This is a genomic window from Streptomyces sp. NPDC050423, assembly GCF_040655445.1.
GTDB lineage: Bacteria > Actinomycetota > Actinomycetes > Streptomycetales > Streptomycetaceae > Streptomyces.
The window spans coordinates 160,325-174,083 of sequence record NZ_JBFAJY010000001.1 but is presented as its reverse complement, the minus strand read 5'-3'; the positions used below and the strand labels follow the sequence as shown (position 1 = coordinate 174,083).

General features: G+C 71.7%; 15 protein-coding genes. All 15 read left to right on the top strand.

The genetic code is table 11. The annotated features are described in order from the left end of the window. Positions 1-6: 6 nt before the first annotated feature. Positions 7-792: a 4'-phosphopantetheinyl transferase superfamily protein gene (locus tag AB0I52_RS00730; protein ID WP_363067560.1), complete on the top strand. Its 786-nt coding sequence runs from the start codon at positions 7-9 to the stop codon at positions 790-792. A gap of 114 nt (positions 793-906) precedes the next feature. Next, positions 907-1,635, top strand: a complete 729-nt coding sequence (locus AB0I52_RS00725; RefSeq protein ID WP_363067558.1) for a sigma-70 family RNA polymerase sigma factor — start codon at positions 907-909, stop codon at positions 1,633-1,635. A 5-nt stretch (positions 1,636-1,640) separates the two neighbouring features. Then, positions 1,641-2,051 carry a phosphopantetheine-binding protein gene (locus AB0I52_RS00720; protein ID WP_363067556.1) on the top strand — a complete coding sequence of 137 codons (411 nt, stop codon included), beginning with the start codon at positions 1,641-1,643 and terminating at the stop codon, positions 2,049-2,051. Then, positions 2,044-2,475: a hypothetical protein gene (locus tag AB0I52_RS00715; protein ID WP_363067554.1), complete on the top strand. Its 432-nt coding sequence runs from the start codon at positions 2,044-2,046 to the stop codon at positions 2,473-2,475. The genes AB0I52_RS00720 and AB0I52_RS00715 overlap by 8 nt, the downstream gene beginning before the upstream one ends. Then, complete coding sequence (locus AB0I52_RS00710; RefSeq protein ID WP_363067552.1) at positions 2,472-3,884, top strand: aldehyde dehydrogenase family protein; 1,413 nt, start codon at positions 2,472-2,474, stop codon at positions 3,882-3,884. The genes AB0I52_RS00715 and AB0I52_RS00710 overlap by 4 nt, the downstream gene beginning before the upstream one ends. A gap of 14 nt (positions 3,885-3,898) precedes the next feature. Continuing rightward, positions 3,899-4,363 (top strand): DUF4188 domain-containing protein, encoded by a 465-nt coding sequence (locus AB0I52_RS00705; protein ID WP_363067550.1) that lies wholly within the window; start codon positions 3,899-3,901, stop codon positions 4,361-4,363. Between the two features lie 16 nt (positions 4,364-4,379). Further along, on the top strand, positions 4,380-6,086 hold the full coding sequence (locus AB0I52_RS00700) for an acetyl-CoA carboxylase carboxyltransferase subunit alpha (protein WP_363067548.1): 1,707 nt from the start codon (positions 4,380-4,382) through the stop codon (positions 6,084-6,086). After that, positions 6,076-6,588 (top strand): biotin/lipoyl-containing protein, encoded by a 513-nt coding sequence (locus tag AB0I52_RS00695; RefSeq protein WP_363067546.1) that lies wholly within the window; start codon positions 6,076-6,078, stop codon positions 6,586-6,588. Before AB0I52_RS00700 ends, AB0I52_RS00695 begins: the two co-directional genes overlap by 11 nt. A 40-nt stretch (positions 6,589-6,628) precedes the next feature. Next, positions 6,629-7,993, top strand: a complete 1,365-nt coding sequence (accC, locus tag AB0I52_RS00690; protein WP_363067544.1) for an acetyl-CoA carboxylase biotin carboxylase subunit — start codon at positions 6,629-6,631, stop codon at positions 7,991-7,993. 26 nt (positions 7,994-8,019) lie between these two features. Next, positions 8,020-9,009, top strand: a complete 990-nt coding sequence (locus AB0I52_RS00685; RefSeq protein WP_363067542.1) for a hypothetical protein — start codon at positions 8,020-8,022, stop codon at positions 9,007-9,009. A 111-nt stretch (positions 9,010-9,120) separates the two neighbouring features. Next, a complete protein-coding gene (locus tag AB0I52_RS00680; RefSeq protein ID WP_363067540.1) occupies positions 9,121-9,294 on the top strand; it encodes a hypothetical protein in 174 nt (57 codons plus the stop codon). Beyond that, positions 9,291-10,223: a transporter substrate-binding domain-containing protein gene (locus AB0I52_RS00675; RefSeq protein WP_363067538.1), complete on the top strand. Its 933-nt coding sequence runs from the start codon at positions 9,291-9,293 to the stop codon at positions 10,221-10,223. The genes AB0I52_RS00680 and AB0I52_RS00675 overlap by 4 nt, the downstream gene beginning before the upstream one ends. A gap of 255 nt (positions 10,224-10,478) precedes the next feature. Continuing rightward, entirely contained in the window at positions 10,479-11,537 is a 1,059-nt protein-coding gene (locus AB0I52_RS00670; protein ID WP_363067536.1) for an aspartate-semialdehyde dehydrogenase, read from the top strand. Beyond that, the gene (locus tag AB0I52_RS00665; protein ID WP_363067534.1) at positions 11,534-12,658 is read left to right on the top strand and encodes an aspartate kinase; all 1,125 of its coding nucleotides are present in this window, start codon (positions 11,534-11,536) and stop codon (positions 12,656-12,658) included. The genes AB0I52_RS00670 and AB0I52_RS00665 overlap by 4 nt, the downstream gene beginning before the upstream one ends. A 4-nt stretch (positions 12,659-12,662) precedes the next feature. Further along, entirely contained in the window at positions 12,663-13,694 is a 1,032-nt protein-coding gene (locus AB0I52_RS00660) for an oxygenase (RefSeq protein ID WP_363067532.1), read from the top strand. Positions 13,695-13,759 lie beyond the last annotated feature (65 nt).

The following is a 13,759-nucleotide window of genomic DNA, read 5'->3' as shown; positions in this document are numbered from 1 at the left end:
CCCACGATGGAGACAGCACCCATGGCCCCCGGGGGACAGCATCCCGATCCGCTCGCGGACAGCGCCGAGGTATGGCTGCTCGCGGAGGAGGACGTGGAGCGGTTCGCCGCCGCGACGGGCGGCGCCGAACTCCTCACCGACGAAGAACGCGCCCGGCACGACCGGCTGCTGTTCCCGGCCGCCCGGCTCCGCTTCCTGGGCGCCAGGCTGCTGTCCCGCCAGGTCCTGTCGCTGTACACGGACGCGCCGCCCGGCTCCTGGCGGTTCCGCACCGGCAAGTACGGCCGGCCGCAGGTCGAGGGCGCCAGCTGGGGACTCGACTTCAACATCACCCACACCAACGGGCTGATCGCCGCCATCGTCGTACGCGGCCGGATCGCCGGAGTGGACGCGGAGACCACCCCGGCCCGGCCCGAGGCGATGCAGTTCGCCCCCAAGGTCTTCACCCCGCTGGAGAACGAGGTGCTGCGCCGCAACCGGGAGGACCAGCGCGGCCACGCCTTCGCGGACTCCTGGGTGGCGAAGGAGGCCTACACCAAGGCCACCGGCATGGGCATGTGCCGCGGCTTCGACGCCTTCTCCGTGCACCGGCTGCGCGACGGCGGCCTCGCCGTCGTCGACGACGAGATCCCCGAACCCGAACGCCCGCTCTGGCAGGTCCACGTGCTCCAGGTGTGGGACCGGTTCGCACTCGGCGTGGCCATCCGCGGCAGCGAGGACGACGCCGGGCCACTGCCGGTACGGCTGCGCTCGGCCATGGCCGAACTCCTGCCGCCGGGGACACCGGCATGACCCCGCGCGCCCGGACCGGATCCGGGTACGCGGGCGGTGGTGTCCACCTCCGGCCAGTCCGCTATCTGACACCCGGAGAACTTGCCCCCGGCAGTCGGGGAAGGGTTGCATGGAATGCACATCCGTCGAAAGACAGATCAATTCCACACGGAGGACTCCCAAATGGCCCTTAAAGGGAATGCGGAGATTCTGGCGGGGTGTGAACGCGGTGAACAGGCCGCATGGGACGAGATGATCGACCGGTTCGGCAGGCTCATCTGGTCCGTTATTCGCGGATACCGGATGAACGAAGTGGATGCCGAGGACGTGCGGCAGCTCACCTGGTTCCGGCTCGTCCAGAACGTAAGCCGTATTCGTGATCCGGAAAGGGTCGGCGACTGGCTCGCGACCGTCGCCCGACGCGAGTCGATCAAGGTGGTCACCCGCGGAAAGCGACTGGTGATGGTCGGCGACAGCGAGACCCTCGAAGGGCTGTCCGGACACCACGAGAGCCCCGAGCAGATCACCTTGCGGGCACACCGCAAGGAGGAGGTCCTGCGGGCCATCTCCACGCTGTCCGAGCAGTGCCGCGGCGTCCTGCTGCTGGCCCTGGAGGACCCGCCGGCCTCCTACGAGGAGATCTCCTCCTCGCTGTCCATGACCGTCGGCTCGGTCGGCCCGATCCGGACCCGCTGCCTGCGCAGGCTGCGCCGCGCGCTGGCCGCGGCCGAGGACGGCGAGTGGCTGCCGCCGACCGCCTGCGTCCGCTGCCCGGCGGAGCGCACGGGTGCGGAGGTGTCCGTTCCGCGGCGGCCCGCGGATCTGGTTGGCGAAGGCCACGAAGCCGCAGCCGGACAGGAGTGACGCACATGTCTGAATACGACGTCGAAGGAGTGGTGCGGTCCGTCATCGTGGAGGCGATGGGACTCGCCCCGGAGAAATACACCGAGGATCTCTCGTTCTCCGCCGATCTCGGCCTGGATTCACTGGACCTGCTGGATGTCTTCTTCCGTATCGAATGCTGTGTACCACTCATCATCACGGTCGAGCGGTGCGGCCAATATCTGCAGGGGGAGGTGCCCGACGCGGAATTCTGCGACGAGAACGGCGTCATCAGCCGGCGCGGTCTGGAAAGGCTGCACATCGTCATGCCGCAGCTCGACCCGGACATCTGGGCGGGCCGGCTCACCCTCGACCGGATGCTCGACCGGCTGACCGTCGGGAACCTGGTCGCGATGGTCGAGCACATGCTCGGCAAGGGGCGGCCGGTCCATGCCTGACGGGGAGCGGACCGTGGTGCGGGTGGGCAGCTACGACATGCGCGTCGAATCCTTCGAGCGCCTGGTGGCCTGGCACGGCACCGAGGCGCTGCGGCTGCCCGCCGGACGCACCTCGGCCGTCGGCTGGACGCTGCGCCAGGCGGCGCTGCGGGCGCTGGCCGCACCGCCCAGGGTCGGCTGCCACTGGGGCGACATCGATGTGCGGGGGCCGGACGACGGGCCCTACACGCTGCTCTTCAGGGGCGAGGTGGCCCGCTTCGCCGGGGCGGTGCTGCACGGCGACGTCCAGGTGTCCGTCACCACCGGCCGGGGGCGGGTCACCGCACACGCCGTACTGACCCGGGACGCGGCCCCCACCGCCCCGGCCGACCGCACCGAATCCGCCGCCGACGGCGCCGACGACGAAACAGAGGTACGCAGGTGAGCACAGCCACCGAAACCGCGCTGCTGACCAGCCGGGAGATCACCACGGGCGAGGAGCTGGGCACGGTCCCGCTCTCCGGCGCCGGCGCGGTCGCGGCCGCCGCCCGCCGCGCGGCCGCCGCCGCGACCGGCTGGGCCCGGCTGCCCGCCGCCGACCGGGCGGCGGTCCTCACCCGGGCCGCCGACCTGATGCGGGAACGCGCGCCGGAGATCCAGGAGCTGCTGGTCCGCGAGGGCGGCTCGATCCCCGGCAAGGCCTTCTTCGAAGTGGGCGCGGGCGTCGCCGAGCTGCGGCACGGCGCCGAGCTCGCCACCGCCCCCGAGACCCCGCACGGCCCCGGCTCCGACCCCGGCCGCCAGGACGAGGTACGGCGGGTGCCGCTCGGCGTCGTCGGCGTCATCGTCCCCTGGAACTTCCCGCTGCTGCTCGCCATGCGTTCGGTCGCCCCGGCGCTGGGCCTCGGCAACGCGGTGCTGCTCAAGCCCGATCCGCGCACCCCGCTCTCCGGCGGCCGGGTCATCGCCGAGGTGCTGGCCGCCGCCGGCCTCCCGCCGGGCGTGCTGGAGGTGGTGCACGGGGACGCGGAGACCGGCCGGGCCCTCGTCGAGGCGCCCGACGTCGCGATGGTGTCGTTCACCGGCTCCACCGAGGTGGGCCGGGAGATCGGCGCCCTGGCCGGGCGGTTGCTCAAGCGCGTCGTCCTCGAACTCGGCGGGCAGAACGCCTTCGTGGTGCTGCCCGACGCCGATGTCGAGCAGGCCGCGTCCGCCGGCTCCTGGGGCTCCTTCCTCCACCAGGGCCAGATCTGCATGGCGGCCCGCCGCCACCTCGTCCACCGGGACCGGGCCGAGGAGTACACCGAGACCCTCGCCCGGCACGCCGCCGCGCTGCGGATCGGCGACCCGTTCCGCGAGGACGCCCAGATCGGGCCGGTCATCAACCGCTCGCAGCTCGTCAGGATCGCCGCCGCTGTGGAGGGCGCCGTCGCCCAGGGCGCCCGGCTGGTCACCGGCGGACGGGCCGACGGAACCTACTTCCCGCCGACCGTACTGGCGGGCGTCACACCGCAGATGGACATCTTCCGCCGCGAGGTCTTCGGCCCCGTCGCGACCGTCACCGAGTTCGCCGACGATGCCGAGGCCGTCTCGCTGGCCAACGCGTCCGACCACGGACTGACCGCCGCCGTCTACACCTTGGACGCCGACCGCGGCCGGCACGTCGCCGGGCAACTGCGCTGCGGGGTCGTCCACATCGGCGACCAGCCCGTCAACCACGATCCCAGGCTGCCCTTCGGCGGTGTCGGCGCCTCCGGCAACGGCTCCGGATTCGGCGGCCGTGCCGCCCTGGAGGCCTTCACCCGCTGGCACACCCTCACCGTCAGCAGCCCCGCCCGCAGCTACCCGTTCTGAGAGAGGAGAGCCCCGTGGCCAACAAGGTCGAGACCGTACCGCAGGTGGCGGATCCGCCGGAGGGAACGGTCGTGTTCCTCATAGGCATGAGGATCAACAGCTTCTGGAAGGTGCACCGCTGGCTGCCCTCCTTCATCGCCATGGTCCCGATGCTCATGGAGCTCAACAAGAACAAGGAGCACGGATTCCTGGGCTCCCGCACCTGGATCAACCGCACCGTGATCGTGCTCCAGTACTGGCGCAGCATGGACGAGCTGATGACGTACTCCCGCACCATGGACGCGTCCCACCGCCCCGCCTGGGCCCGGTTCAACCGCCGCATCGGCAACAACGGCGCCGTCGGCATATACCACGAGGCGTACGTCGTCGACCCCGACCGGATGCACACCGTCTACCGCAACATGCCGCCGTTCGGCATGGCCAAGGCCACCGCCGGCCGGCCGCAGCGGACGGCCACGCCCGTGGCGGACCACGAATAAGAGGGGAGAGGGACCCATGGCGCAACAACAAGGACCGGTGCGGGCCGGACAGGACGTCCAGTGGCGCAAGTGCGGGGCGTGCGGAGCCTTCGTCTACGGCAAACGGCTCGACCGCAACCGAAAAGTCTGCCCGGAATGCCAGTTCCACTTCCGGATACCCGCGCAGGTGCGCATCGACCAGCTCGCGGATCCCGGCAGCTTCGAGCCGCTGCCCGACGCGTACCGGCCGCGCGACCTGCTCTCCTTCACCGACAGCAAGCCCTATCCGGACCGGCTCCGCGACGCCCAGGCCAGGACCGGGCGCAACGACGCGCTCCTCTGCGGCCGGATGACGATCGAGGGCTGCCCCCTGGTGGTCGCCGTCCTCGACTTCACCTTCATGGGCGGCTCCATGGGCTCGGTCGTCGGTGAGGGCATCGCCGCCTCGGCCCGCCACGCGCTCGCCGAACGGCTCCCGCTGCTGCTGATCGCCGCCTCCGGCGGCGCCCGTATGCAGGAGGGCGCACTGTCCCTGATGCAGATGGCCAAGACCTCGCAGTGGATCGCCGCCCTGCGCGAGGCGGCGCTGCCGGTGATCAACCTCAACACCGACCCCACCTTCGGCGGCGCCAGCGCGTCCTTCGCGATGCTGGGCGACGTCATCCTGGCCGAGCCCGGCAGCCTGATCGGCTTCGCCGGCCCCCAGGTCATCCGCAACACCATCCGGGAGGAGCTGCCGGCCGGCTTCCAGAGCGCCGAGTTCCTGCTGGAGCACGGCATGATCGACGCCGTCGTGCCCCGCGAGAACCAGCGCGAGTACCTGGCCCGGCTGCTGACCCTGCTCGGCCCCTCCGTGCCCGAACTGCCCGAGGGCACCGGGTCCGCCCCGCTCACCGAGCCGTTCCCGGCGGTCCGCACCACCCGCGAGACCGTGGCGCTGGCCCGTAACATCCAACGGCCCACCGTCCAGGAGTACATCGGCTTCGTCTTCGACGACTTCGTCAGCCTGCACGGCGACCGGGCCTTCGCCGACGACCGCGCGCTGACCGGCGGCATCGCCAGGATCGGCGGCCAGAGCGTCGTGGTCCTCGGCCACCAGAAGGGCCACGACACCACCGAGCTCGTCCGCAGCAACTTCGGCATGCCGAACCCCGAGGGCTACCGCAAGGCGCTGCGCCTGATGCGGCTGGCGGACCGGTTCGGCCTGCCCATCGTCGCGTTCATCGACACCCCCGGCGCCTTCCCCGGCATCGGCGCGGAGGAACGCGGCCAGAGCCTGGCCATCGCGGAGTGCATCCTCGAACTCTCCCGGGTGCGGGTGCCGGTGGTCTCCATCGTGACGGGCGAGGGCGGCAGCGGCGGGGCCCTCGCGCTGGGCGTCGCCAACTCGGTGCTGATGCTCCAGAACGCCTACTACTCGGTGATCAGCCCGGAGGGCTGCTCGACCATCCTCTTCGGCACCGCCGAACAGGCCGGCCGGGCCGCCGACGCCCTCCGGCTGACCGCGTCCGACCTGCTGCGCCTCGGTGTGGTGGACGCGATCGTGCCGGAGCCCGTGGACGGCGCGCACACCGCTCCGTACCCCACGGCGCTCAATGTCAGAACAGCCCTCGTACAGACCATGGCCCCGCTGCTCGAACTGGCGGGCGATCGGCTCGTCGAGATCCGCCGGGACAGGTTCGACCGCTTCGGAGACCCCGAACGGCAGCCGACAGTCGACTGGGAGAAGAGTGATGAGTACTGAGACCAGGCCCGCCACGGAGCCCATGTCCGTGGAGGAGCTGCGGGCACAGACCCGGCTGCTCGCGGACGAACTGCCCGGTACCCTGCGGCGGATCACGCTGCGGGCCGGCGGGATCAGCGTGGACGTCGAGTGGGAGAACGCCCCGGCCGCCGCCCCCGTCGCCGCCCCGCCCGTCGCCGCCGCGCCCGCCGCCCCGGGACCCGCCCCGGCGGCCCCGGCCACGTCCGACGCCCCGGCCCAGGACGCGCCGCCCGCCGGTCTGGTGACGGTCACCGCCCCCCTGGTCGGCACCTTCTACCAGGCGTCCTCGCCCGGCTCGGAGCCGTTCGTGAAGGTCGGGGACATCGTCGAGTCCGGAGCCCAGCTGGCCATCATCGAGGCCATGAAGCTGCTCAACTCCATCACCGCCGAGGTCAGGGGACGGGTCCACGCGATCCACCCCCAGGACGGTGAGGTCGTCGAGTACGCCCAGCCGCTCTTCGATCTCGTTCCCGTCGACTGAGAGCGTCCGAGACACCGGACCCACACAGGAGGACCGAGACGTGTTCGACAAGGTACTCATCGCCAACCGCGGCGAGATCGCGCTGCGGATCATCCGGACCTGCCGCGACCTGGGAGTGCGTACGGTCGCGGTGTACTCCACCCCCGACGCGGACGCCCAGTTCGTCAAGGCGGCGGACGAGGCCGTGCACATCGGCCCCGGCGCTCCCGCCCGGAGCTATCTGCACATCCCCAACATCATCGGCGCCGCCGTCAGGACCGGCGCCCAGGCCATCCACCCCGGCTACGGATTCCTCTCCGAGGACCCGTACTTCGCGGAGATCTGCGCCGACGACGGCATCACCTTCATCGGTCCGCCGCCGGACGTGATGGAGAACGTCGGCGACAAGGCCACCGCCCGCCGGCTGATGACGGAGGCCGGCCTTCCGCTACTGCCCGGCACCGTCGAACCGGTCGACTCCGTGGAAGCGGCCGAGGCCGTCGCCGCCGAGATCGGCTACCCGGTGATCATCAAGGCCGCGGCGGGCGGGGGAGGCCGCGGCATCACCGTCGTACGCCGTCCGCAGGACCTGCACGACGCCTACGTCTCCACCCGGGCGAGCGCCCAGGCCGTCTTCCGCAACAGCGCCGTCTACATGGAGCGCTATCTGGAGAAGACCCGGCACATCGAGATCCAGGTGGTCTGCGACGACTTCGGCGGCGCCGTCCACCTGGGCGAGCGCGACTGCTCCGTGCAGCGGCGCCACCAGAAGCTCATCGAGGAGTCGCCCTCCGCCGCCGTCTCGCCCGAGCTGCGCGCCCGGCTCGGCGAAGCGGCACTGGCCGGAGCGCGCGCGGTGGGCTACCGGGGCGCGGGAACCGTGGAGTTCCTCCTGGAGACCGGCCCGGACGCGGCCGAGGACACGTTCTGGTTCATGGAGATGAACGCCCGCATCCAGGTGGAGCACCCGGTCACCGAACTCGTCACCGGGGTCGACCTGGTGAGCGAGCAGCTGCGGGTCGCCTCCGGCAGCCCGCTCTCCGTCAAGCAGGAGGACATCGACATCCGCGGGCACGCCATCGAGTGCCGCATCAACGCCGAGGACCCGGCCCGCGGCTTCGCCCCCACCCCCGGAACGCTGGAGACCTACCGTGTCCCCGGCGGCCCCTGGGTCCGTGTCGACACCGACTACGTGCCCGGCGCCCGGGTCAGCCCCTACTACGACTCGATGATCGGCAAGCTCATCGTCTGGGGGCCGGACCGCGGCAGCTGCATCGAGCGCACCCAGCGGGCCCTGTCCGAGTTCGAGGTCTCCGGACCGGGCATGCACACCACGATTCCGATGCACCAGGAGATCCTCGGGCACCCCGAATTCATCAAGGGGGATGTGTCGACCGACTTCCTGGAGCGCTGCTTCGCGCTGTGAGCCGCGCACGACCACGAGGACCCGACGTGTCGGAAGACGAACTCAGACCCGAGGACATCGATGTGTACCGCCGGCTGCTGGAGGCGCCGGTCGCCGCGGACGCGGCGACCGGCGGACCCGGGCCGGGAACAGAGCTGTCCGCCGAGTCCGTCAACCGGCTGCTGGCGCACCGCCTGCTCCAGGAGGACGGCCCCCACCGGTACGAGGCGGTCTCGCCGAGCCTGGCCGCGGCCGAGCTCACCGCCTCCCTCCAGGTGCAGGTGCACCGGCTGATGCGGCGCATCGACACCGCCCGGCGCGACCTGCGCCCGCTCGGCCCGCTGTACGAGGAACACCAGCGGCGGCGGCTCGCCGACACCACCACGGAGCTGCTCACCGACGGCGAAGCCGTACGTGAGCGGCTCGCCGACCTGTCGCTGCGCGTCCAGCACAGCGTGCTCACCGCACACCCGACCCTGGGCAGCGGGCCGACCCTGCGGGCCGCGATCGACCTGGACCGCGACCTGCTCGACCGCGGTGTCGTCTACCGGACCGTGGTGCCGCACACCGCGCGCCGCCAGCGGGAGGCACTCGCGCACGTGCGGCATCTGGGCGATCTGGGCGCCCAGGTCCGTACCGCCGTGGTCATTCCCGGGCGGATGATTCTGCTCGACAGCGCCTACGCGCTCGTTCCCGCCGGAGAGGACGGCGGCGGCGCGCTGTTCCGCGACCCGGCCGTGGTGGGCTTCCTGGAATTGATATTCGAGCACATCTGGGACCATGCCAAGCCGGTCGACGGGGCGGGCTACGCCGCCGATGTGTTCGAGGACATCGAGCTGGCCATCCTGCGCCATCTGGAGCGCGGCCGGTCCGACGAATTCATGTCCAGACGGCTGGGCATTTCCACCCGTACGCTCCGCCGCTACCTCGCCGGTATCTGCGAGAAGCTCGATGTCGAGACCCGTTTCCAGCTGGGTGTGGCGGCCGCCCGGCTGGACCTGTTCGGGGACGGCGACGATCCGGACAGTACGGGATAGACAATCCCGATTGCCGCGTTCGGCTATCTCCAACCGTTCACCCTGGACCACTCGGTGATGCGCCACGGATGATTTCTACCGCCCCACACCACATTTCTACCGAGGAAATCCATGAATGGAATCGCCGCCGCCGGGAGGCGCGTCACCGTCTCCGGCGCATCCTCCGACGCGCACCCGTGGAACCTCGTCTCCCACCAGCTGCTCCTGGCGGGCCTCGGCCACCGGGTGCGGAACCCGGGCGGCCCGGCGCCCGGAACGGTGATCATGCCGGCCGGTGTCTCATGACCGCCGCGGCACGCCCCACCCTGACAGCCGTACGGTCCCGGGGGGCCGTACGCGCCGCCGTCTCCCAGGGCATCCGGGGGCTCTCCCTGCGCACCGCCGACGGCCGCTGGACCGGAATGGACGCCGACATCGCCCGCGCGGTGGCGGCCGCCGTGCTCCACGACCCCGAGGCGGTCGACTGGCGCCCGGTGCCCGCCACCGAACGCCTCGCCGTACTCGCCTCGGACCAGGCCGACCTGACGGTGTGCAACCTGAGCTGGACCATGGGACGGGAGGCCGCCCACCCCGTGCTCTTCGCCGGAATCACCTGCTACGACGGCGAGGGCTTCCTCGTCCGCACCGCCGACCGCGTCGAGGACCCGGCGGATCTGGCGGGGCGGCGCCTGGCCGTCCACACCGGCACCACCACCCCGGTCAACCTGGCCGCCTGGTACGGCTCCCGGGGCCTGGCCGTCGAACCGGCCGGCTTCGCGGACCCGGCCGAGGCCGTGGCCGCGTACACCACCGGCGACTGCGCCGCGTACGTGCTGGACCGCACCGCGCTCGCCGGGATCCGGGCGGGCCTGCCGGCCCCGGAGGCACACCGCATCCTGCTGGCCTCGATCTCCCGCGAGCCCATGGCGGCGGCCGTCCGGGACTCCGACCCGCACTGGTTCCGGCTGGTGCGCTGGGTGCTCCAACTGCTGGTCTCCGCGGAACACCTGGAGGCGTCGGGAGCGGACCGGCGGTCCGCGGCGGAACTCGCGGGGCCGCACGGCCCGTCCGCCGGGGTGGACGAGGGCTGGGCGGCCAGGGTGCTGGCAGCCGTCGGCACCTACGCGGACGTCTACGCACGCAATCTGGGCGCCGCCTCCGGTCTCGATGTGCCGCGGGGTCCGAACGAACTCTGGACCCGTGGCGGGCTCCACTACGCCGTCCCCCTGAACTGACCCGACAGCAACAGAGGAAGGAGCCGCGAGGCACATGAGCACCGATGCCGTATCCACCACCCGCGGCCCCGGCCCCGGGCCGACGGGACGTGCGCCGACGACGCCGCCGCGCCCCGCCCGGCACCCGCCGGCCCGTCGGTGGAGACCGCCCCGCGTACCCGGCGACGGACACCCCCGTCGCGCCCTGCCGAGGAACCGCCCGGCAGGACCGGTTCACGCACCCGCAACCGTGCCCCTCCGGATCGGAGAACCCTGATGACGCTCGTCACCGACCCCACCGCCCCACGCATCGCAGTCGTCGGTGCGACAGGAGCGGTGGGCAGCACCCTCATCGAACTGATCGAGGAGCGGGCGCTGGCCTACCGCGAGATCCACCTCGTCGCCTCGACCCGCAGCGCGGGCCGGCGGCTCGCGGTCGACGGCCGCTCCTACGCGGTCCAGGCCCTGGAGGAGTTCGACTTCGGCCGGGCCGACATCGCCTTCTTCTCGGCCGGCACCTCGGTCAGCCGGGAGTGGGCCGGAACCGCGGCCGCCCAGGGCGCCCTGGTGATCGACAACACCAACGCCTTCCGGATGGATCCCAAGACACCGCTCGTCGTACCGCAGGTCAACGGGCAGGTCCTGGACACCCGTCCGGTCGACGGCCTGATCGCCAACCCCAACTGCTCGACCATTCCGCTGGTGCGGCTGCTCCAGACGGTCGAGCACCGGTGGGGTATCCGGCAGGTGGTCACCAGCACCTACCAGTCCGCCTCCGGCAAGGGCCACCGCGGCATCGAGGAACTCCTCGAAGGCAGCGAGGTCGCGCTGCGCGACCCGGACGCCGAGCTCCCGGCGGAGAGCTTCCGGCCCGCCCTCGCCTTCAACGTCGTCCCCTTCATCGACGAGCTCCTGGACAGCGGATTCACCCTGGAGGAGCAGAAGATGCTCCAGGAGTCCCGCAAGATCCTCGGGATTCCGCATCTGGACCTGACCGCCACCTGCGTGCGCGTCCCGGTCGTCAACTGTCACGCCGAGTCCGTCTGGGTCGAGGCGACCTCGCCGGTGGCCCGCGAGGAACTGATCACGCTGCTGAGCGCACTGCCCGAGGTCACCGTGCACGACGCGGAGGACCGGGCGGCCTTCCCCACCCCGCTCACCGCGGGCAACCCCGACCATGTGCACGTCGGCCGGGTCCGGGTGGCCCCGCACAATCCACGCGGCTTCTGGATGTGGCTGGTCTCGGACAACCTCCGGGTGGGCGCCGCCCTCAACGCCGTCCAGATCGCCGAGTACGTCCTGCGGCAGGGCTTCATGTCAGGAGGCACCCGATGAACACCCGGACGAGGGCGAGCGCCCCGGTCACCGTGCTGAAGTTCGGCGGCTCCACGTTCCGTTCCCCCGCCGCGTACGGGGATCTGGCGGCCGGCCTCGACGCCCGGATCCGGGCCGAGGGCCGCTCGCTGGTCGTCGTGGTCAGCGCGATGCAGGGGGAGACGGAGGGGCTGCGCGAGCGCCTGCACGCGGTCAATCCGCACCCGGAGGACCCCACCACGGCCGGCCTGCTCACCACCGCTGACCTGCTCAGCGCCCATCTGCTGGCCACCGCCCTGCACCGCACGGGCCGCAGCGCGACGGTGCTCGCGGGCCACCAGGTCGGACTGACCACCAACTCCTCCTTCCTCTGGGCCCGGGTGACCGGCACGGACCCGGCCCCGCTGCTCAAGGCCCTGGAGAGCCACGAGATCGTCGTGGTGCCCGGCGGCCAGGCGGCGGACGCCCAGGGGCGGCCGACCTGGCTGGGCAAGAACAGCTCGGACCTGTCCGCGCTCGCGGTCGCCGCCGCGGTCCGCAGCGACACCTGCGAGATCCACTCGGACGTCGACGGCATCTACACCTCCGATCCGCACCTGGTCACCGGGGCACGGCTGCTGCCGCACGTCTCGTACAACATGGCGGCCCTGATGTCCCTGCACGGTGCGCGGGTACTGCACCGCCGGGCCGTGCAACTCGCCCTGCGCCACCGCATCGAGATCGTGCTGCGCTACAACAGGGCCCCGTACACGGTGGGCACCAGGATCGGCACCGGCGGCGACCAGATGTCCGCGGTGGTCTTCAACCAGCGCTCCGCGGTGCTCGGTTACGCCGATGACGCCCTGGCCGACGCCGCGCACCACGCCTTTCACCTGGCGGGGATCGGCACGGTGCGCCAGAACGGCGGGCCACGGGTCGCGGTGGTCGGCGGCTACGTGGACCTGGAGGCCGTCCAGCGCGCGTACGGCGTCGAGCCGGGCCGCTACCTGGGGGTGCCGGTCGCCGAGGTGCGGGGCAGCAAGGTCACCGCACACCTCGCGGAGAGCGGGGAGGACGCGCTGCACCTCGCGCAACGGCTCCATGACTGGATGGACTTCCCGACCGCCGCCCACGGACCCGAGCCCCGTCTCGTAGGAGTGTGACCGAGTGACCACCGAAATCCTGCGGCCCGTGGACCGGGACGCGGCGCCGACCTTCGCGGAGCTGGTACTGCCCGACCCGGTGCGCGACGCGATCGGCGCCGCACTGTCGGTGCTGCCGGACCCGGCCGCCGACATCGACCGGTCCATGACCCGGTACCACCGGATCTTCGCGGGACTGCCCCTCGAACCGCTCCAGCGGATACTGGACTTCGGCCGGCACATCGACACCCCGGGGGCCACCCTCGTGCGCAACCTCCCGGTCGAGGAGAGCCTGCCGCTCACTCCGGTGGACGGCGGGCCCGCCCGTGACAAGCGGGGATTCGTCGCCGAGGGCGTCCTGCTCGGCCTGGCCGGGCTGCTGGGTGAGCCCATCGGCGTCCTCACCGAGAAGGACGGCCGGCTCGTCCACGACGTCGTCCCGGTGGCCGGGGGCGAGCGGACCCAGACCAACCAGGGATCAGCGGTCTTCCTCAACTTCCACAGCGACATCACCTACGACTCCACCGGGCGCTACGACATCGCCAACCCGGACTTCCTGGTGCTCAACTGCCTGCGTGGCGACCGCTCGGGAGCGGCCGCCACGCACTACGCGGACGCCCGCGACATCTGCGGGCAGCTGACGGACGGCGCGCTGGAGACGCTGCGAGGTCCGTTCTTCCGGCTCAATGCGCCGGGAAGCTATACCCGTAGTGCCGCGGGCGGAGGACAGGTGCTGTCCGATCCCGTGCCGGTCATCAGTGGCGCGGCGGATCACCCGGAGATCGCGATTTCGGCCAACGGCGTACACCCGCTCACCCGGGGGGCCGCGACGGCGTTCGGGGAGCTACAGGACGTGTGCCGGGCGACGGCGCACACCGTGTGCCTCGAACCCGGCCAGGCGCTCCTGATCAACAACCGCAAAGGGGTGCACGCACGCTCGGAGTTCGTGGCCCGGCACGACGGCCGGGATCGCTGGCTGCAACGCGCCTACGTGCGCAGGAGCCTGTGGAACATACGGTACCGGGTGACCCCCGGAGACCGTCGTGTCCACTACTGACGCGGAGAGCGGAGACATTGATTCCGCTCTTTTCACGGCCAGTGCAGAGTGTCGGAAACCGCTTT

What these genes read in the sequence shown, in the direction of transcription:
- AB0I52_RS00670 (WP_363067536.1), top strand. Translation starts at nt 10,479, where the DNA reads ATGACGCTCGTCACCGACCCCACCGCCCCACGCATCGCAGTCGTCGGT.
- AB0I52_RS00725 (WP_363067558.1), top strand. Translation starts at nt 907, where the DNA reads ATGCACATCCGTCGAAAGACAGATCAATTCCACACGGAGGACTCCCAA.
- AB0I52_RS00700 (WP_363067548.1), top strand. Translation starts at nt 4,380, where the DNA reads ATGGCGCAACAACAAGGACCGGTGCGGGCCGGACAGGACGTCCAGTGG.
- AB0I52_RS00675 (WP_363067538.1), top strand. Translation starts at nt 9,291, where the DNA reads ATGACCGCCGCGGCACGCCCCACCCTGACAGCCGTACGGTCCCGGGGG.
- AB0I52_RS00695 (WP_363067546.1), top strand. Translation starts at nt 6,076, where the DNA reads ATGAGTACTGAGACCAGGCCCGCCACGGAGCCCATGTCCGTGGAGGAG.
- AB0I52_RS00715 (WP_363067554.1), top strand. Translation starts at nt 2,044, where the DNA reads ATGCCTGACGGGGAGCGGACCGTGGTGCGGGTGGGCAGCTACGACATG.
- AB0I52_RS00730 (WP_363067560.1), top strand. Translation starts at nt 7, where the DNA reads ATGGAGACAGCACCCATGGCCCCCGGGGGACAGCATCCCGATCCGCTC.
- AB0I52_RS00680 (WP_363067540.1), top strand. Translation starts at nt 9,121, where the DNA reads ATGAATGGAATCGCCGCCGCCGGGAGGCGCGTCACCGTCTCCGGCGCA.
- AB0I52_RS00720 (WP_363067556.1), top strand. Translation starts at nt 1,641, where the DNA reads ATGTCTGAATACGACGTCGAAGGAGTGGTGCGGTCCGTCATCGTGGAG.
- AB0I52_RS00665 (WP_363067534.1), top strand. Translation starts at nt 11,534, where the DNA reads ATGAACACCCGGACGAGGGCGAGCGCCCCGGTCACCGTGCTGAAGTTC.